Raw genomic sequence first — 17,842 nt, 5'->3', positions numbered from 1 at the left:
CCCGGCGAGCAGGCGTGGCGCCATGGCGGCCTTTCGCAGCTATCCAGCAGCTGTCCAAAGTACTGCCGGTGCCCGGAGCATAGCCCTGGGTACCGGCAGGAAACGTGAAGAAGCTCCTCGGACCGTCAGCGCGCCTGCAAGGCAATCTGCCTGCGGTACCACTCGTGGAAATGCTGCATGCCGTCTTCCATCGGCGACTGGTACGGACCCACTTCGCTGGTGCCGCGCTGCATCAGGATGCGGCGACCGGCATCCATGCGCATGCCGATTTCATCGTCTTCAATGCAGGTTTCCATGTAGGCGTCGCGCTCGGCGGCGATGAAATCGCGCTCGAACAGCACGATTTCTTCCGGATAGTAAAACTCCACGACATTGCGGGTTTTTTGCGGACCGTCCGGCCATACGGTCGACACCACCAGCACGTGCGGATACCACTCGACCATGATGTTCGGATACAGCGTGAGCCAGATCGCGCCGTAAGGCGGCGGTTCACCGTTGCGGAATTGCAGCACCTGCTCCTGCCATTTCTTGTACTTCGGTGTGCCGAACTTCGATAGCGCATGATTGACCCCCACCGTCTGCACGCTGTAGTGCTCGCCAAATTCCCAGCGCAGGTCGTCGCAGGTCACGAAGCTGCCCAGCCCTGGATGGAAGGGCTCGACATGGTAATCCTCCAGATACACCTCGATGAAGGTTTTCCAGTTGTAATCGCAGTCATGCACCTCGACATGGTCGAGCATGTAGCCGCTGAAATCGAGATCCCTGGTCACGCCGAGTTTGGACATGATCTGTGCGACATTCACGCCATTGTCTTCGAACAGCAGGCCGTTCCAGTTCTGCAGCGGTGTGCGAGACAGGTTCAGGCACGGCGTTTCGCCAAAATGCGGCGCACCGATCAGTTTGCCCTCGAGATCATAGGTCCAGCGATGCAGGGGGCAGACGATATTGGCTGCATTCCCGCGACCATCAAACATTTTTGCCTGCCGATGACGGCAGACATTGGAAAGCAATTCAATGCCATGCGCGTTGCGCACCAGCATGCGGCCTTCGTTTTCCCATGCCAGCGTTGCATAGTCGCCGACGTTCGGGACTTGCAATTCATGGCCGGCATAACGCGGGCCGTGTTGAAACAGCTGCGTGATTTCGTGTTGTAACAGTGTGTCGTCGAAGTAGACGTTGACCGGAAGTTGCGCGTTGGAACGCGCCAGATTGGCGACATTAGCCAGATCGGACATCCCCACCCCCAAATTAATTTGCACCAACCTAAGAGAGAAAGAATCCGCAAAAACCAGTATCAAATAAGATGAAACGGAAATTTTGGACAGAACCGAGGATTATACCTCAGAGTGTTGCCTGAACGACTGATTGAGGTCCGTCACGTGGAAGGGGAATGAAAGGATGGAGTTGCATGTCTTTTATAAGAATTCCGCTGTGTTCATGAGCGGATAGGAATAAGCCACTGCCGCTTGAATGCGAACACAGTACTCCGCAGAAGTTGCATAATTTCTATCGGTCGTTGATTTTTGTCACAAAACTCATCTTTTGGCAGTCAAAAGTAACTGAATGTTGATTGCTTGAATCCAACTGTATCAAGTGGTTTGTTCTAAAATACCGGGTTAAACTTCAGATTCATCCACTATGTCCAAGAAATCAGTGCCCTCCGAACAACCGGCTTCCTTCGAAGATGCCATGGCCGAGCTGGAGCGGCTTGTCGCCCAGATGGAAGCGGGCGAATTGCCGTTGGAAGCGTCTGTGGCGGCCTACAAGCGCGGGTCGGAACTGGTCAAATTTTGCAGCGGCCAGCTCGACAAGGTGGATAGCCAGGTAAAAGTACTCGAAGGCGACATGCTCAAGCCCTTTGTCACTGATGCCGACAGCGACGCCGGGGCGGAGGAATGACATCGTCTATCGCAAGTTTTGCTGATTGGATGAAACAGGTCCAGTCGACCATGGAAGAAGCGCTTGGTGCATCGCTGCCATCGGACGCGACAGTACCGGCCCGCTTGCATGAGGCAATGCGTTACGCGGTGCTCAACGGCGGCAAGCGCGTACGCCCGCTGCTCGTGTTTGCCGCCGGCGACCTGTTTGACGCCGATGCGGCAAGCTTGCAGCGTGCGGCGGCGGCGCTGGAAATGATTCATGCGTATTCGCTGGTGCATGACGACATGCCGTGCATGGACGATGATGCATTGCGGCGCGGCAAGCCGACCGTGCACGTGAAATACGACGAGGCCACCGCTTTGCTGGTGGGGGATGCGTTGCAGTCGCAAGCCTTCGTCGTGCTGAGTGAAGGTGTTGCAGAAGGCGAAGGCCAGGCAACGCGCCGGCTCGCGATGCTGCGCCTGCTGGCACAAGCGTCGGGTTCGGCCGGCATGTGCGGCGGACAGGCGATTGATCTTGCCAGTATCGGACTCGCATTGTCGCTGGGCGAGCTGGAGCACATGCATCAATTGAAGACCGGAGCATTGTTGCGCGCCTCGGTGCTGCTTGGCGCGTTGGCGGGAAAGACCTTGTCCGATGCCGAAATCGCTGCGCTCGACGCTTATTCCGTGGCGATCGGCCTTGCATTCCAGGTCGTGGACGACGTGCTCGATGCCACCGCCGATTCGGCAACGCTTGGCAAGACCGCCGGCAAGGATGCGGCGGATAACAAGCCGACGTATGTATCGATACTTGGGCTCGCCGAGTCGAAAGCCCTGGCAGATAAATTGCGGGATGATGCGCATCGTGCGCTCATGCCGTTTGGAGAAAAAGCACGGCGTTTGCGGGAAATCGCAGACTTGATCGTGCAACGGAAAGCCTAGCATGAACCTGCTCAAAAATATCGACGTACCGGCAGATCTGAGAAAACTCTCGCGCGCGCAGCTCAAGCCGCTCGCGGACGAATTGCGCGGCTTCGTGCTCGATTCGGTGTCAAAGACCGGCGGACACCTGTCTTCCAATCTCGGCACCGTCGAACTGACCATTGCGCTGCATTACGTTTTCAATACGCCGGAAGATCGCATCGTCTGGGACGTCGGTCACCAGACCTATCCGCACAAGATCCTGACCGGCCGCCGCGACCGCATGCAGACGCTGCGCCAGATGAATGGCATCTCCGGTTTTCCGCGTCGTGACGAAAGCGAATACGACACCTTCGGCACCGCGCATTCATCAACCTCGATCTCGGCGGCGCTGGGCATGGCCCTGGCAGCAAAGACCAAGGGCGAAAACCGTCATGCGATCGCGGTGATCGGCGACGGCGCGATGACGGCCGGCATGGCGTTCGAGGCGCTCAACAATGCAGGCGTCTACAACGACGTCAATCTGCTCGTCATCCTGAACGACAATGACATGTCGATCTCGCCACCGGTCGGCGCGCTCAACCGTTACCTCGCCCGCCTGATGTCCGGCAAGTTTTACGCCGCCGCGAAAAACGTGGGCAAGACGGTATTGCCCGGCCCCATGCTGGAACTGGCCAAGCGGTTGGAAGAACATGCGAAAGGCATGGTCGTGCCTGCGACCATGTTCGAGGAATTCGGTTTCAACTACATCGGTCCTATCGATGGGCATGACCTCGAGTCGCTGGTGCCGACGCTGCAAAACCTGAAGAACCTGAAAGGCCCGCAATTCCTGCATGTGGTAACCCGCAAAGGACAGGGTTACAAGCTGGCCGAGGCCGATCCGGTGTTGTATCACGGGCCCGGCAAGTTCAATCCGGACGAAGGCATCAAGCCTGCGGCCGCGAGCAAGATGACCTATACCCAGGTGTTTGGCGACTGGCTGTGCGACATGGCCGAGCATGATCAACGACTGGTGGGTATCACGCCGGCCATGCGCGAAGGTTCCGGCATGGTGCAGTTCGAACAGCGCTTTCCCAGCCGCTATTACGATGTCGGTATTGCCGAGCAGCATGCGGTGACATTCGCGGGTGGCATGGCTTGCGAAGGCTTGAAGCCGGTCGTGGCGATCTATTCGACCTTTCTGCAGCGCGCCTACGACCAGTTGATTCATGACGTGGCATTGCAAAACCTGGATGTCACATTTGCGCTCGACCGCTCGGGACTGGTCGGTGCCGATGGCGCGACCCATGCGGGCAACTACGATATCGCTTATCTGCGTTGCATTCCCAACATGGTGGTGATGGCGGCTTCGGACGAGAATGAATGCCGGCAGATGCTATCGACCGCGTATCAGTATCCGGGACCGGCTGCGGTGCGCTATCCGCGCGGGGCTGGTATCGGGGCCGCGATTGAGAAGTCGCTTGCAGTGCTGCCGCTGGGCAAGGGTGAAATACGGCGCCAGGGCAAGGACATTGCGATTCTCGCGTTTGGAACGATGGTCGCGCCCGGTCTTGCCGCTGGCGAAGAGCTTGATGCAACGGTGGCCAATATGCGCTTCGTGAAGCCGCTCGATATTGAATTGGTGAAGCAGTTGGCGCAGACGCATGAGGTGCTGGTGACGGTTGAAGAAGGCGCTGTCATGGGTGGCGCCGGATCGGCGGTGGCCGAGGCACTGGCGGAGGCCGGTATTGTGAAGCCGATTTTGCAGTTGGGATTGCCGGATCGGTTTATCGATCATGGGGATGCGGGGCAGTTGCTGGCGATGTGCGGGTTGGATGGGAAGGGGATTGTGGCTTCGGTGAGGACGCGGTTTGGGGGTAAGGGTGAGCCGCGGTTGGTGGTGAACAACTGAGGCCTTGTTCTTTGTCTCTTCGGTGATGCTGGACTGTTGGTTCTTCGGACGGGCTGGCCGGGACTGGCCCCGGCGGGCCACTTACTTTCTTTGCTTCGCCAAAGAAAGTAAGCAAAGAAGGGGGGCCGCCGAGGCGACCCTACTGCCGCCGCCCTTCGGGTTCCCAAAAGAGTGATGCGCCAAGCGGGAAGCGCAGAACTCGCCTGCGGCTCAAACAACTGCGCTTCTTTATCCGCTTGGCGCATCACTCTTTTGGCGTCGGCAGAAGGGATATGCCACAGCCTCTGTGTGCAGCGGTAGCCAAGTGCTTGCTTGATACTTGCCGCTGAACGGTCCCTTCCCCCTTATAGGGGGAAGGTTAGGATGGGGGTGCTGCGGTCGAGTCACATTTGCCCCCCCTCACACCTCCCGCTTCCTCTCCTTCTCCCACAACACATCGCTGCCACCAGCAAACCGGTTCAACACCCGCGACAGCACAAACATCAAATCCGACAAGCGATTCATGTATTGCCTCGGATTGTCATTGAGCTTTTCGCTATTCCCCAACGTGACAATCGCCCGTTCCGCTCGTCGGCAGATGGTGCGGCAGACATGCGCCAGCGCAGCGGCGCGCGAGCCGGCGGGGAGGATGAAATCCTTCAGCGGCGGCAGGTCCGCATTGTATTTTTCCAGCAGCGTATCCAGTCGTCCCACATGCACTTCGGTGATCAGCGTATAACCGGGAATGCATAGCTCGCCGCCGAGGTCGAACAGGTCGTGCTGGATCGAGACGAGCTCTTCACGCAGCGCCGCCGGTAATTCTTCGCACAGCAGCAGGCCGATATGGGAATTGAGTTCGTCGACGTCGCCCATCGCGTGTACGCGCAGGCTGTCCTTGCCGACACGGCTGCCGTCGCCCAGGCCCGTAGTGCCATTGTCGCCGGTGCGGGTCGCGATTTTTGAAAGTCGGTTGCCCATGATGATCTTGGTAGATTGAAAATAGCCAGCATACGGCAAATCCGGCCGTTACGCAGTCGTCGGCGCGACGATGTCGGGGTGGCGTGCATCAGAGTAAAATCAGGCAAACAATTGCATACCTTCGGAGACAAGCATGAACCATCCCGCACAGGCGGCAGCGCTCAGGAAACCCTTGCCGGCCGAACTGCTGGCGGCACTCGAAGCGATCTTCGAAGACCGTCTGTCGACCTCGCAGGCGATGCGCGAGCATCATGGCCGCGATGAATCGTCCTACGACCCTATGCTGCCCGATGCGGTCGTGTTTGCGCAAACCACCGAAGAAGTCGCGCAGGCGGTCAAGCTGTGCGCCAGCCATGAAGTGCCGGTCATTCCGTATGGCACGGGTACCTCGCTCGAAGGGCATATCCTGGCCTTGAGCGGCGGCGTCACGATCGACTTGTCGCAAATGAACCAGGTGCTGGCGATACACGCCGAAGACCAGACCGTCACGGTGCAGGCGGGTGTAACCCGCAAGCAACTGAATCAGGAAATCCGCGATACCGGCCTGTTTTTCCCCATCGATCCCGGCGCCGACGCTTCGCTCGGCGGCATGGCGGCGACGCGCGCATCGGGCACCAATGCCGTGCGCTACGGCACCATGCGTGAAAACACGCTGGCGTTGACGGTGGTCACTTCCGATGGCCGCATCATCAAGACCGGCACACGGGCAAAGAAATCGTCCGCCGGCTATGACCTGACGCGCATCTTTGTCGGCAGCGAGGGAACGCTCGGCATCATTACCGAAGTCACCGTACGCATCTATCCGCAACCGGAAGCGGTGTCGGCCGCAGTTTGCTCGTTCCCGTCGACCGCCGATGCGGTCAATGCGGTGATCCGCACGATACAGATGGGCGTGCCGATCGCGCGTGTCGAATTCCTTGATGAAAACAGCGTGCGTTCGATCAATGCGCATGACAAGCTCGGCTTGCCGGAAAAACCGCTGCTGCTGTTCGAATTCCATGGCAGCGAACACGGCGTGGCCGAGCAGGCGCAGATCGTCCAGGAAATTGCCGCCGAATTCAGTGCGATCGGTTTCGAATGGGCAACCCGCCCGGAAGACCGCTCGCGCCTGTGGACTGCGCGTCACAATGCGTATTTCGCAATGCTGCAAATGCGTCCGGGCGGACGGGCGATTTCCACCGATTGCTGCGTGCCGATCTCGCGCCTGGCCGAATGCATACTCGATACCAAGGCCGACTGCGAAAAAAACGCGATGATCTATTCCATCATCGGCCATGTCGGCGACGGTAATTTCCATGTGCTGATGATGGTCGATCCGCACGACCCGGGCGATATCGCAAAAGCCGAAGCGGTCAATGCACGCATGGTCGCGCGCGCCATTTCCATGGACGGCACCTGTACCGGCGAGCACGGCGTCGGCTTGCACAAGATGGATTTCCTGGTGCAGGAACACGGCGAAGAAGCGATCGAAAGCATGCGCATTCTCAAGCACGCTTTCGACCCGAAAAACATCCTCAATCCGGGCAAGATCATCCGCTGGTAGACATGGCGCCCCATCCCTTTTTTACACGCTAAGTTCGCCCATGGCCTCACGCCTTCCTCCAGTCCATGCCCTGTCCGCCTTCGAGGCGGCGGCCCGCCACGCGTCCTTCGCGCTTGCCGCCGAAGAACTATGCATCACGCCGTCGGCCCTGTCGCATCGCATTCGCCTGCTGGAAGAGTTTGTCGGCGAGCGCCTGTTCCTGCGCGATGGCAGGGCGGTCAGTCTGTCGGAATTCGGGCGGCGTTATCTCGATGTGGTCAAGGCGGCGCTGCGCACGCTGAGCGATTTTCCGCTGCCGCACCGGACCGCACCGGCGCAACCGCGCATCAAGGTGACGGTGCCGCCGACGTTCGCCCGCTGCCTGCTGGTGCCGCGCCTGTCGGAATTCGCAGCGTTGCATCCTGATATCGTGCTGGAACTGTTCCTGTCGGTCCCGCTGTACGATCTCAGTCTGTCGGAAAGCGATGTGGAAGTGCGTTTCGGTGCGGGTAAATACACCGAAACCGTTACCGAAAAATTATTCGAAGAGCCGACCTTTGCGGTCGCCAGTCCCGCCTATCTTGCCCGGATCGGCAAGCTCGACACGCCGGCCGACCTTAAGCAGGCGACGCTGCTGCGCTCGGCGCTTGAGCCCTGGCAGCCGTGGTTCGAGGTGGCCGGACTCGACTGGCCGGAACCCTCGAACGGCTTGCGTCTGGACGACCTTGGCCTATTGCTCGAAGCGGTGCGGCATGGACATGGGGTAGGGCTTACGCGCCAGCACTTCGTACAGGATTTGCTGGAGCGCGGCGAAGTCGTTCACCTGTTCAAGGACATTCAGTTGAAAACGCCGCCGCATGCCTATTACGTCGTCTACGAGCCGCAAGTGCGGGCACGGCCGGAGGTCAATGTGTTCATCGACTGGTTGCTGGATACCTTCGGCAAACTGTAAAGGCCAGATCGCCGGACCTTCGCATAGCGGCGCTCTCGGCCCGGTGAAAATTATTCATGCTGGCGTGCAAAGCTTTCAGGGCGCGCCGCCAGGATTCGGCACGCAGCCATCTTATATTTCGCTACACTTTCGGATCACTCTCTGGAGCCGGTCATGAACGCCCCCGCCCAACCCCGATTTACCCTGGAACGCCAGCGCCAAATCGTCGCCGCGCTCGACAAGCTGCTGCCTGCCGGTTGCGTATTGTTCAATGAAGAAGACACGCGGCCTTACGAATGCGACGGCCTGTCGGCGTACCGGCAATTGCCGATGGTCGTGGCGCTGCCGCAGAACGAGGCGCAGGTGATCGACATTCTCAAGACGTGCCGCGATCTCCAGGTGCCCATCGTGCCTCGTGGCGCGGGCACCGGCCTGTCGGGCGGGGCCATGCCGATCGCCGACGGCGTAGTGGTCTCGACCGCGAAATTCAACAAGATCATCAAACTCGATCCCTACGCCCGGACCGCCATCGTGCAGCCCGGCGTGCGCAATCTGGCGATCTCCGAAGCGTCCGCGCCGCACGGCCTGTATTACGCGCCGGACCCGTCATCGCAAATCGCGTGCACGATAGGCGGCAACGTCGCGGAAAATTCCGGCGGCGTGCATTGCCTGAAATACGGGTTGACCGTGCATAACGTGCTGCGCGTGCGCATGATCACCATCGACGGCGACGTGGTCGAACTCGGCGGCGGCGCGCTCGATGCACCGGGCCTCGATTTGCTGGCGGTCTTCATCGGCTCGGAAGGCATGCTGGGCATCGTCACCGAAGTCACGGTCAAATTGGTGCCGAAGCCGCAACTGGCGCGCGTGATCATGGCCTCGTTCGACGATGTGGTCAAAGGCGGCGACGCGGTCGCCAACGTGATTGCCGCCGGCATCATTCCGGCCGGGCTGGAAATGATGGACAAGACCTCGTCGCGCATGGTCGAGCCTTTCGTCAAGGCCGGTTACGACACCGATGCCGCCGCCATCCTGTTGTGCGAATCGGATGGCATGCCGGAAGAAGTCGAGGAAGAAATCGCGCGCATGACCGAGGTCTTGAAGGCGTCCGGCGCGACCGCGATCGCGGTGTCGCAGAACGAGGCGGAGCGCCTCAAGTTCTGGTCGGGTCGCAAGAATGCGTTTCCCGCAGCCGGCCGCATTTCGCCCGATTACTATTGCATGGATGGCACGATTCCACGCAAGCATTTGGCGCAGGTGCTGGTGCGCATTACTGAAATGGAAAGCAAGTATGGCCTGCGCTGCGCCAACGTATTCCATGCCGGCGACGGCAACCTGCATCCGCTGATCCTGTTCGATGCCAACCAGCCAGGTGAATTCGAGCGTGCCGAAGCCTTTGGCGCCGACATTCTGGAACTGTGCGTCGAAGTTGGCGGCACGATCACCGGCGAACACGGTGTCGGCATTGAAAAGATCAATTCGATGTGCGTGCAATTTTCGCCGGCCGAGCGCGAAGCCTTTTTCTCGGTCAAGCGCGCGTTCGATACCGCTTTCCTGCTCAACCCGGACAAGGCGATTCCCTCGCTTCACCGTTGCGCCGAATACGGCAAGATGCACGTCAAGCGTGGCCAGCTCAAGTTCGCCGAGCTGGAACGCTTTTAGGATATTTCATGGAACAGGTATTGCAGCAATTCCGCGACAGCATTGCTTCGGCCACGGCTGCCGGCACCGCCTTGCGCATACGCGGCGGCGGCACCAAGGATTGGTACGGCCAGGCGCTTGATGGTCACATCCTCGATACGCGTGCTTACGCGGGCATCGTCGCCTACGATCCGACCGAACTGGTCATCACGGCGCGGGCCGGCACGCCCTTGTCCGAAATTGAAGCCGCGCTCGCGCAGCATAACCAGATGCTGGCGTTCGAACCGCCGCGCTATGGCGCCGCCTCGACGATAGGCGGCATCGTGGCCGCCGGCTTGTCCGGTCCGCGCCGGCAAGCGGTCGGCGCGGTGCGCGATTTCGTGCTCGGCGCGGTGCTGATGGATGCCAAGGGCGAAGTGCTGCACTTCGGCGGACAAGTGATGAAGAACGTCGCCGGTTATGACGTGTCGCGCCTGCTTGCCGGGTCGCTCGGCACGCTGGGGCTGATCCTGGAAGTGTCGCTCAAGGTATTGCCGAAACCGTTTGCCGAAACGACCTTGCGCTTCGACATGAACAAGGCCGAGGCGATCGAGCGCCTGAACAATTGGGGCGGCCAGCCGCTGCCATTGTCAGCCAGCGCCTGGCATGGCGGCGTGCTGATCGTGCGTCTGTCCGGTGCCGAAGCCGCGCTGCGGTCGGCGGTGCAAAAGATGGGCGGCGAGGAAGAGACGCAGGCCGACATGTTCTGGGAAGGCTTGCGTAACCAGGACAATGACTATTTCGCAGCAATCACAGGTCCGACCGCATTGTGGCGTCTGTCGCTGCCATCGACGGCCGTGCCGCTGACACTGCATGGCGAGCACCTGGTCGAGTGGGGTGGCGCACAGCGCTGGCTGCGCACGGAAATCGACGCGGATAGCATTCGCGCCGCCGCCGAACAGGCCGGTGGCCATGCAACGCTGTTTCGCGGCGGCGACAAGGGCATAGGCGTGTTTCATCCGCTTGCGCCTGCTGTCGCCAAGATTCATCGCCATCTCAAGAACGCCTTCGATCCATCCGGGATTTTCAATCCGGGCCGGATGTACACCGGGTTTTAAGCATGCAGACCAATCTAGCCGATTTCATCAAGAACACCCGCGAAGGCGAAGAAGCCGACGCGATCCTGCGCAAGTGCGTGCATTGCGGATTTTGCACCGCGACTTGTCCAACCTATCAACTGCTTGGCGACGAGCTGGACGGACCGCGCGGCCGCATTTATCTGATGAAGCAGGTGCTGGAAGGCAAACCGGCAACACAAAAGACGCAAACCCACCTGGACCGTTGCCTGACCTGCCGCAACTGCGAATCCACCTGTCCGTCCGGCGTGCAGTACGGTCGGCTGGTCGACATCGGCCGCAAGATCGTCGAGGACCAAGTGCCGCGTCCCTTGTCGCAGCGTCTGATGCGCAATGCCTTGAAAGAAGCGTTGCCACGCAAATGGTTGTTCACTCCGGCCATGAAGGCAGGGCAGATGGTGCGTCCGCTGTTGCCGAAAGCCTTGCGCAACAAGGTGCCGGCGAAACAAAACGCTGGCGTCTGGCCAACAACACAGCATGCACGCAAGATGCTGCTGCTCGACGGCTGCGTACAACCGGCGATGGCACCGAATATCAACGCGGCAACTGCCCGCGTGCTCGATGCGTTCGGCGTGCAATTGCTGGTCGCGCCCAAGGCGGGCTGCTGCGGCGCGATCCGCTATCACCTGAACGATCATGACGGCGGCTTGAATGACATGCGCAACAACATCGATGCATGGTGGCCGCTGGTGGAAGCGGGGGCCGAAGCGATCGTGATGACCGCGTCCGGCTGCGGTGCGACCGTCAAGGATTATGGTCACCTGCTTGCGCATGATGACAAATACGCGGCAAAGGCCAAGCGCATCTCGGACCTGACGCGCGACCTCAGTGAAATCCTGCCGGCGTTCGAGGAGGAACTGCAACAGAAGTTGAATGGAAAGATAGGCAAGCGCGTTGCTTTCCATCCGCCCTGTACCCTGCAGCATGGCCAACAGATTCGCGGCAAGGTCGAGCAATTGCTGCGCACCGCCGGCGTCGATGTACAGCTATGCGCAGATAGTCATCTATGCTGCGGTTCCGCCGGCACCTACTCGGTGCTGCAGCCGGAAATGGCTTACCAGTTGCGCGATAACAAACTGGCAAACCTGCAAGCCACCAAGCCGGACATGATCGTGTCCGCCAATATCGGCTGCCAGACCCATCTGCAATCCGGCACCGACATGCAAGTCAGTCATTGGATCGAATTGATCGACAGCGCTCTTGCGGTCGGGCGCTGAGCGACAATGGCGTTGCAATATACTCAGCGGAGAAAGCGCCATGAAACCTAGAATTTCTGTCATTACGATCGGTGTTGACGATCTTGAGCGATCCTTGCACTTCTACCGCGATGGCCTTGGATTGAAAACCCAGGGCATTATCGGCCAGGAGTTTGCGCATGGAGCGGTAGCGTTCTTTGACCTGCAATCCGGACTAAAGCTGGCACTGTTTTCACGTCAAAATATTGCGCATGATTCGGGGCTATCCATTCAAGCACCCAGCGCGACGGAGTTCACTCTCGGGCACAATGTTTCATCGGAAGCGGAAGTCGATTCCGTGATGGCGCAGGCCAAGTCCGCTGGGGCTGCCATCGTCAAGCCCGCCGGTAAGACATTCTGGGGCGGCTATGCAGGTTACTTCCAGGACCCGGATCAGCATCTTTGGGAAGTCGTATATAACCCGCAACTGTTACCCGAAGACGGAGCATGACACGCCCTAGTTCCCGTCCGGCTCACGGGGCGTTTTAGCCGACCGACCAGCGTGGTGGATCGAGACAGGATTGCGCAATAGCATTTTGTTAGGCAAGCTAAGGAACGTGCACGAAATAATTTCCCGATTTGGTTCACGTCTGACGGGCGCGCTGCAGCGTTGCTCGGCGTCGCCATAGCTCGCTATGACTCCTTCTCGCGCCATGCAGCGCATCCCGTCGGACGCGTCCAAATCGGTAACTTATTCCGTACACATTCCTAAGAATGTTATTCATCCGTCCAAGACCCTCGTGATTCATACCTTTGCCATTCTTTTGTTGTTTCAAACGGTGGGCGAAACGCTCGCCTACGCGTTTTCGCTGCCGGTGCCCGGGCCTGTCATTGGCATGCTGCTGCTGTTCTGCTTTTTGATCGCGCGACCTGCAATGGCCGACAAACTGGCTGCCACTACGCTCGAATTTCTCAAGCATCTTTCATTGCTGTTCATTCCCGCAGGCGTTGGCATCATGGTGCACGCGCAGCGGGTCGCTTCGGAATGGCTGCCCATCTTGGCGGCGCTTCTCGTCAGCGCAATCGTATCGCTGGTGGTCACCGCGCTGGTGTTGAAAGGATTGCAGAAATGACGCCGGGCTTGAACAAGGTATGGGTCTATCTGTCCGCTTCACCCTTGCTGTGGCTGACCGCGACCTTGCTGGCGTACCAGCTTGCCTATGCACTGTACGCGCGGGCGAAATTCAATCCGCTGGTCAATCCGGTCGCGATCGCGGTGGCACTGCTGGTCGCGGTGCTGGTGGGCACCGATACCGAATATCCGAGGTATTTTGAAGGCGCGCAATTCGTGCATTTCCTGCTGGGGCCGGCAACGGTGGCGTTGGCCATTCCGCTCTATCTGCAACTGGAAAAGCTCAGGCGTAACTGGTTTGCGCTGATCGTCAGCGCATTGGTCGGCGGCGCGGCTGCGATTGCTGCGGCGATGGGCGTGGCATGGGCACTGGGCGCGTCGCCGGCAACGGTGTTGTCGCTGGCGCCCAAGGCGGTGACGATGCCGATTGCGATGGGCGTGTCGGAAAAAATAGGCGGCTTGCCATCGCTGACGGCGGTGCTGGTCATGCTGACCGGCATCTTGGGTGCCACGATCGCACGCTCGGTCTTCAATTTATTGAAAATTCAAGAGTCCAGCATTCGCGGTTTCGCCTTGGGCGTGACTTCGCACGGCATTGGTACCGCGCGTGCGTTTCAGGTCAGCGAAGAAATGGGAGCGTTTTCCGGCTTGGCGATGGGGCTGTCGGGCGTGTTGACAGCATTGTTATTGCCGTTGATGTTGAAGCTGTTTGGCGTGTTTTAAGGTCCTTGAAGCATGTTGTATACCGTGCCATCTTTTGACATGATCTAGCTTCAGTCCGCCGGCAGGGATATTAGCCGTGGAACGCCTGACGATTCATAGGCTGCCAACTGCACTTGCTCTTCGGCGCTGAAGCGCGCGTTGCGCAACTGCTGCAACGTCGTTTGAATCGCGCCGGCGTTGATCAATCTGTTTCTCTCGACACGATAGGCATCGACGCGCGCGTCCCACGTTGCTTCTGCGCGGTCCCTTTCGGCGAGACGGGCAGCCGCTTCCGGGGACCAGGCAGCGGCACGCATCCGGTAGATTTCATCTTCGCTCGCACCTTGTGTGCGCATGGTCTGCACCAATTCTTCCACGGTGACGGTGGGCGATCTGACCGCTTGCGGTGACGGCGGCGCAGCGGGGGCCGCTGCAGCCTGCATGCTCGCATCCGGTGCCGGACCGATACCCGGCTTTACGAATGAAAACATGTCAGGCTCGGCGCCAAGCTTGGGTGTCGCATCCTCGTTCTTCCCTGGCCACGCCGTGACGAACAAAGCGAGGCTGAACAAGGCCGCGGCACCGAGCGCGACAACAGACTTTTTCATCGTCATTGCGTTCCGTTACAAGTCGTACAGGATGCCCATAATGTGGTTGTAAATCGGATACACAGACCAACTCGGCAGCAGCCAGCCGACGACGTCCATGTGGTCGTACTGATCGTAATGGCCAAGATAGTTCCAGGTGCCGCGCACCGAACTGCCGTCATAGTTGCGCACAGGTTGTCCTGCGGGCGACTTCATACTGATCGTATTAACCACGCCGTCGTTGGCGAACCATTTGCTGTCGATGATCACGCGGCTGGGATCGCTTTGCGTGTATGAACCCATGCCGCGCTTGAATATCGAAGGCACTACCCACTCGCCGGCTGTCGGTTTTCCGAAGAAGATCATGTCGTTGCGCGCATACTGATAGCGGCTGCTCTGGAAAGGCGCAATGATGCGGTCAGTGTTATTGCAGCAGAAGCTGCCCGTTTCCGTCGCCTTGTTGGCGATGGAGTAGTAGTACACGTTGGGCGAGGTTTTCACCCAGGCGTTGAGTTCCCGTGCCCCGTCGGGACGGAGGTCCCATTGTGCCGCATCCTTGTTGGAAAGCGAAAAGAAAGGATGGCCCTTGACCCGATCAAGGAAGTCGCGAAAATTCTCCGCCGGACCTTGCGCCAGACCGTATTGCTCCAGTTTGAAGTTGTAAACCGGATTGGAACTGCCGCCCAAGTTTGCTACCTCGACGAACCTGCCTATCAGTTCGGACACCTGAGGTACATAGTCGACGATGACATCGGCCAAGGTCGTACCGTCGTGCGGCGTCGAGATCGTGGTCGTACTCTTGACCCAACCGATCTTGCCGCCGGTATAGAGCGCGCCGTCGCCTTCATTGCCGTCTGGCGATCCGTTTTCCAGCAATTGGATCAGCGTACGCGCCGTTTGGCCGCCCTGGCTGTGCGTGACCAGGTGGATCGGATTATTTGCATCCCACTTCGGGTATAGCGCGAGCGGATACTTGTTCGGATTGTTATTCGGATCGGCCGCCCAGCACTTGCCGGCGGGTTTCTGGATTTTGCCGAAGGCCGCGTATTTCGCAGTGCGGGCCGCGCCATAGTCGGCGCAGCCGCCCTTGATCTGGTAGTAGAGTTCCACCGCCCGGTCCCAGTTCGAGCTCACCGGGCCCACCGCCGCCGCCATCACCTGATGAGAACCGTTGTAGATGCGCATGTGGGCCGCGACATCGTTGAAGCCGCCCCAGTAGAGCATGCCTGTTCCCTGCAATTCGTTTGGTCCGAATCCGAGGAAGCCATGTACCAGGACTACGGGATCGTTGTTTGCCGCCGATGCGGACGGCAGGGTCGCCAATGCGGATACGGCGATGGTCGCGTGTTTGAGGAAGTTTGCTGCGCGCTGCAATATCGAAGCTGCTCTCTTCATGCTGTCTCCATGTTTATTGTGCTGCGGGTGGGGTAGCAGGCTCTTCTTGTGGAGCCTTTGGTTTGATGACATCAACAACGCAGAAATTAAAACATCGACGCAAGAAATAAGCAGCTATTGGAACTAGAGCAGTTATTCCAGGTTTTTGATTGACTTATTGATAGCGAAAGAGGTTCTGGTCGGTTTATTTGATTTCACTGAACGGAATTGGACCGTACCATTCTTTCCTCGGAAGGATGCCGCCTTGAGACGATTTCTGGTTTGCCTGTGGGCAAGGCATGTTCTGCCCAAGCGCTATACCAAGACGTCGCTTCATTAGTCAGTAAGCACAAAAAGACAAAGGGCGGTGCAATGACCGCCCTTTTGTAAGTTGAGGAAAAACTGCGCTATTCTGCCAACAGCTTCTCGATATCGCTCATCAGTTCTTTCGGCTCGGTCCGCGGCGCGTAGCGCTTATACACCGTGCCATTTTTCTTCACCAAAAACTTGGTGAAATTCCACTTGATCACCTCGGTCCCCAACAGGCCCGGCGCTTCACGCTTTAAATGCTTGAACAGCGGGTGCGCGTTACCACCATTCACATCGATCTTCTCGAATAGCGGAAACGTCACGCCGTAATTCTTTTCGCAAAACGCGCCGATTTCATCGGCCGAGCCTGGCTCCTGCTTGCCGAACTGGTTGCAGGGAAAGCCCAGCACTTCGACACCTTTATCCTTGAACTGCTGGTACACCGCCTCCAGTCCCTTGTATTGCGGGGTGAATCCGCACTTGCTGGCCGTGTTGACGATCAGCACTACCTTGCCGCGATACGTCCCAAGATTGACCGGCGTGCCGGCAATGCTGTCTGCGCTGAAATCATAAATAGTCATTAGACAATTCCCAGATGTTCGGTACCCTTGCTCAGGTCGCGGCCCTTCGCATCCTTGCTCTGCAGCTTGATCGACAGGCGCAGGTCATTGACCGAATCCGCGTTGCGCAATGCGTCTTCATACGAGATCTTGCCATGTTCGTAAAGATCGAACAATGCCTGGTCGAAGGTCTGCATGCCGAGTTCGCGCGACTTCTTCATGATTTCCTTGATCTCGTGGACATCGCCCTTGAAGATCAGGTCCGATATCAATGGCGAATTCAGCATTACTTCGACGGCCGCGCAACGGCCCTTGGTATCCTTGAGCGGTACCAGGCGCTGTGAAACCATCGCTTTCAGGTTGAGCGACAAATCCATCAGCAATTGCGCGCGCCGTTCTTCGGGGAAGAAGTTGATGATACGGTCGAGCGCCTGGTTCGAACTGTTGGCATGCATGGTCGCCAGACACAGGTGGCCAGTTTCGGCGAAGGCCACTGCGTAATCCATGGTTTCGCGGTCGCGGATTTCGCCGATCAGGATCACGTCGGGCGCTTGCCGCAATGTGTTCTTCAGCGCCGCGAACCAGTCGGCGGTATCGACGCCGACTTCACGCTGGGTGATGATGCAATTCTTGTGCGGATGGACATACTCGACCGGGTCTTCGATCGTGATGATGTGTCCATAGCTGTTTTCATTGCGATAGCCCACCATGCCGGCCAGCGTGGTCGATTTACCGGAGCCGGTCGCGCCCACCATGATCACCAGGCCGCGCTTGGTCATCGCGACTTCTTTCAACACTTCCGGTACACCCAGGTCTTCCAGCTTGGGAATCGTGGTGGTGATGGTACGCAGCACCATGCCGACCCTGCCTTGCTGAACGAAGGCGGAGACCCGGAACCGACCAAGGCCGCCAGGGCTGATCGCGAAGTTGCATTCCTTGGTCGCTTCGAATTCCGCCGCCTGCTTGTCGTTCATGATCGCACGCGCAAGTTCGACGGTATGCGTCGGCGTCAGCGGCTGGTTCGATACCGGTGTCATCTTGCCGTCGATCTTGAACGCAGGCGGAAATTCGGCGGTGATGAAAAGGTCGGAGCCGTTCTTGCTGAGCATGAGCCGCAGCAAGTCGTGCATGAATTTGGTGGCCTGATCGCGTTCCATGTCGCT

17 protein-coding genes are annotated in these 17,842 nt (G+C 58.8%); 11 read left to right on the top strand and 6 right to left on the bottom strand.

What is annotated here, in order from left to right:
* Nucleotides 1-125: 125 nt before the first annotated feature.
* Nucleotides 126-1,235, bottom strand: coding sequence for an aromatic ring-hydroxylating oxygenase subunit alpha (locus tag D3871_RS14295; protein WP_119769501.1), 1,110 nt, complete (start codon nucleotides 1,233-1,235; stop codon nucleotides 126-128).
* 403 nt (nucleotides 1,236-1,638) lie between these two features.
* Here D3871_RS14295 and D3871_RS14290 point away from each other — a divergent pair, with 403 nt between their 5' ends.
* From D3871_RS14290 to dxs, 3 genes are read left to right on the top strand one after another with little or no spacing between them, the layout of a single operon-like run.
* Nucleotides 1,639-1,899: an exodeoxyribonuclease VII small subunit gene (locus D3871_RS14290; RefSeq protein ID WP_119769500.1), complete on the top strand. Its 261-nt coding sequence runs from the start codon at nucleotides 1,639-1,641 to the stop codon at nucleotides 1,897-1,899.
* Between the two features lie 29 nt (nucleotides 1,900-1,928).
* Nucleotides 1,929-2,804 carry a polyprenyl synthetase family protein gene (locus D3871_RS14285; protein WP_420799646.1) on the top strand — a complete coding sequence of 292 codons (876 nt, stop codon included), beginning with the start codon at nucleotides 1,929-1,931 and terminating at the stop codon, nucleotides 2,802-2,804.
* Nucleotide 2,805: 1 nt separating this feature from the next.
* Complete coding sequence (gene dxs, locus D3871_RS14280; RefSeq protein ID WP_119769498.1) at nucleotides 2,806-4,674, top strand: 1-deoxy-D-xylulose-5-phosphate synthase; 1,869 nt, start codon at nucleotides 2,806-2,808, stop codon at nucleotides 4,672-4,674.
* A 399-nt stretch (nucleotides 4,675-5,073) separates the two neighbouring features.
* Here dxs and D3871_RS14275 read toward each other — a convergent pair whose 3' ends face one another.
* Complete coding sequence (locus tag D3871_RS14275) at nucleotides 5,074-5,631, bottom strand: cob(I)yrinic acid a,c-diamide adenosyltransferase (protein ID WP_119770083.1); 558 nt, start codon at nucleotides 5,629-5,631, stop codon at nucleotides 5,074-5,076.
* Nucleotides 5,632-5,764: 133 nt separating this feature from the next.
* Here D3871_RS14275 and D3871_RS14270 point away from each other — a divergent pair, with 133 nt between their 5' ends.
* The 8 genes from D3871_RS14270 to D3871_RS14235 all read left to right on the top strand — a co-directional run bounded on the left by D3871_RS14270 (nucleotide 5,765) and on the right by D3871_RS14235 (nucleotide 13,870).
* A complete protein-coding gene (locus tag D3871_RS14270; RefSeq protein WP_119769497.1) occupies nucleotides 5,765-7,174 on the top strand; it encodes an FAD-binding oxidoreductase in 1,410 nt (469 codons plus the stop codon).
* A gap of 40 nt (nucleotides 7,175-7,214) precedes the next feature.
* The gene (locus D3871_RS14265) at nucleotides 7,215-8,105 is read left to right on the top strand and encodes a LysR substrate-binding domain-containing protein (RefSeq protein WP_119769496.1); all 891 of its coding nucleotides are present in this window, start codon (nucleotides 7,215-7,217) and stop codon (nucleotides 8,103-8,105) included.
* A 153-nt stretch (nucleotides 8,106-8,258) separates the two neighbouring features.
* The gene (locus D3871_RS14260; protein ID WP_119769495.1) at nucleotides 8,259-9,746 is read left to right on the top strand and encodes an FAD-linked oxidase C-terminal domain-containing protein; all 1,488 of its coding nucleotides are present in this window, start codon (nucleotides 8,259-8,261) and stop codon (nucleotides 9,744-9,746) included.
* Nucleotides 9,747-9,754: 8 nt separating this feature from the next.
* Nucleotides 9,755-10,822: a glycolate oxidase subunit GlcE gene (glcE, locus tag D3871_RS14255; RefSeq protein WP_119769494.1), complete on the top strand. Its 1,068-nt coding sequence runs from the start codon at nucleotides 9,755-9,757 to the stop codon at nucleotides 10,820-10,822.
* A 2-nt stretch (nucleotides 10,823-10,824) separates the two neighbouring features.
* Complete coding sequence (gene glcF / locus D3871_RS14250; protein ID WP_119769493.1) at nucleotides 10,825-12,057, top strand: glycolate oxidase subunit GlcF; 1,233 nt, start codon at nucleotides 10,825-10,827, stop codon at nucleotides 12,055-12,057.
* Between the two features lie 40 nt (nucleotides 12,058-12,097).
* Nucleotides 12,098-12,526: a VOC family protein gene (locus D3871_RS14245; protein ID WP_119769492.1), complete on the top strand. Its 429-nt coding sequence runs from the start codon at nucleotides 12,098-12,100 to the stop codon at nucleotides 12,524-12,526.
* A gap of 184 nt (nucleotides 12,527-12,710) precedes the next feature.
* Nucleotides 12,711-13,148, top strand: coding sequence for a CidA/LrgA family protein (locus D3871_RS14240; RefSeq protein ID WP_338016840.1), 438 nt, complete (start codon nucleotides 12,711-12,713; stop codon nucleotides 13,146-13,148).
* A complete protein-coding gene (locus tag D3871_RS14235) occupies nucleotides 13,145-13,870 on the top strand; it encodes an LrgB family protein (protein ID WP_119769491.1) in 726 nt (241 codons plus the stop codon). The genes D3871_RS14240 and D3871_RS14235 overlap by 4 nt, the downstream gene beginning before the upstream one ends.
* Nucleotides 13,871-13,920: 50 nt before the next feature.
* Here the strand turns inward: D3871_RS14235 and D3871_RS14230 are convergent, their stop codons facing one another.
* The 4 genes from D3871_RS14230 to D3871_RS14215 form a co-directional block, all read right to left on the bottom strand.
* Entirely contained in the window at nucleotides 13,921-14,457 is a 537-nt protein-coding gene (locus tag D3871_RS14230) for a lipase secretion chaperone (RefSeq protein ID WP_233575612.1), read from the bottom strand.
* A gap of 15 nt (nucleotides 14,458-14,472) precedes the next feature.
* Nucleotides 14,473-15,831 carry an esterase/lipase family protein gene (locus tag D3871_RS14225; protein WP_233575611.1) on the bottom strand — a complete coding sequence of 453 codons (1,359 nt, stop codon included), beginning with the start codon at nucleotides 15,829-15,831 and terminating at the stop codon, nucleotides 14,473-14,475.
* A gap of 386 nt (nucleotides 15,832-16,217) precedes the next feature.
* Entirely contained in the window at nucleotides 16,218-16,700 is a 483-nt protein-coding gene (locus tag D3871_RS14220; protein ID WP_119769489.1) for a glutathione peroxidase, read from the bottom strand.
* Nucleotides 16,700-17,836 carry a PilT/PilU family type 4a pilus ATPase gene (locus D3871_RS14215; RefSeq protein ID WP_119769488.1) on the bottom strand — a complete coding sequence of 379 codons (1,137 nt, stop codon included), beginning with the start codon at nucleotides 17,834-17,836 and terminating at the stop codon, nucleotides 16,700-16,702. Before D3871_RS14215 ends, D3871_RS14220 begins: the two co-directional genes overlap by 1 nt.
* Between the last annotated feature and the right edge of the window lie 6 nt (nucleotides 17,837-17,842).

It is taken from the genome of Noviherbaspirillum saxi, from assembly GCF_003591035.1.
GTDB lineage: Bacteria > Pseudomonadota > Gammaproteobacteria > Burkholderiales > Burkholderiaceae_D > Noviherbaspirillum > Noviherbaspirillum saxi.
The sequence above is the reverse complement of the archived record's forward strand: the minus strand, read 5'-3'. Positions and strand labels throughout refer to the sequence as shown.

What these genes read in the sequence shown, in the direction of transcription:
- D3871_RS14265 (WP_119769496.1), top strand. Translation starts at nt 7,215, where the DNA reads ATGGCCTCACGCCTTCCTCCAGTCCATGCCCTGTCCGCCTTCGAGGCG.
- D3871_RS14295 (WP_119769501.1), bottom strand. Translation starts at nt 1,235, where the DNA reads ATGTCCGATCTGGCTAATGTCGCCAATCTGGCGCGTTCCAACGCGCAA.
- D3871_RS14220 (WP_119769489.1), bottom strand. Translation starts at nt 16,700, where the DNA reads ATGACTATTTATGATTTCAGCGCAGACAGCATTGCCGGCACGCCGGTC.
- D3871_RS14275 (WP_119770083.1), bottom strand. Translation starts at nt 5,631, where the DNA reads ATGGGCAACCGACTTTCAAAAATCGCGACCCGCACCGGCGACAATGGC.
- D3871_RS14230 (WP_233575612.1), bottom strand. Translation starts at nt 14,457, where the DNA reads ATGAAAAAGTCTGTTGTCGCGCTCGGTGCCGCGGCCTTGTTCAGCCTC.
- dxs (WP_119769498.1), top strand. Translation starts at nt 2,806, where the DNA reads ATGAACCTGCTCAAAAATATCGACGTACCGGCAGATCTGAGAAAACTC.
- D3871_RS14270 (WP_119769497.1), top strand. Translation starts at nt 5,765, where the DNA reads ATGAACCATCCCGCACAGGCGGCAGCGCTCAGGAAACCCTTGCCGGCC.
- glcE (WP_119769494.1), top strand. Translation starts at nt 9,755, where the DNA reads ATGGAACAGGTATTGCAGCAATTCCGCGACAGCATTGCTTCGGCCACG.
- D3871_RS14235 (WP_119769491.1), top strand. Translation starts at nt 13,145, where the DNA reads ATGACGCCGGGCTTGAACAAGGTATGGGTCTATCTGTCCGCTTCACCC.
- D3871_RS14225 (WP_233575611.1), bottom strand. Translation starts at nt 15,831, where the DNA reads ATGAAGAGAGCAGCTTCGATATTGCAGCGCGCAGCAAACTTCCTCAAA.
- D3871_RS14245 (WP_119769492.1), top strand. Translation starts at nt 12,098, where the DNA reads ATGAAACCTAGAATTTCTGTCATTACGATCGGTGTTGACGATCTTGAG.
- glcF (WP_119769493.1), top strand. Translation starts at nt 10,825, where the DNA reads ATGCAGACCAATCTAGCCGATTTCATCAAGAACACCCGCGAAGGCGAA.
- D3871_RS14240 (WP_338016840.1), top strand. Translation starts at nt 12,711, where the DNA reads ATGACTCCTTCTCGCGCCATGCAGCGCATCCCGTCGGACGCGTCCAAA.
- D3871_RS14260 (WP_119769495.1), top strand. Translation starts at nt 8,259, where the DNA reads ATGAACGCCCCCGCCCAACCCCGATTTACCCTGGAACGCCAGCGCCAA.
- D3871_RS14285 (WP_420799646.1), top strand. Translation starts at nt 1,929, where the DNA reads ATGAAACAGGTCCAGTCGACCATGGAAGAAGCGCTTGGTGCATCGCTG.
- D3871_RS14290 (WP_119769500.1), top strand. Translation starts at nt 1,639, where the DNA reads ATGTCCAAGAAATCAGTGCCCTCCGAACAACCGGCTTCCTTCGAAGAT.
- D3871_RS14215 (WP_119769488.1), bottom strand. Translation starts at nt 17,836, where the DNA reads ATGGAACGCGATCAGGCCACCAAATTCATGCACGACTTGCTGCGGCTC.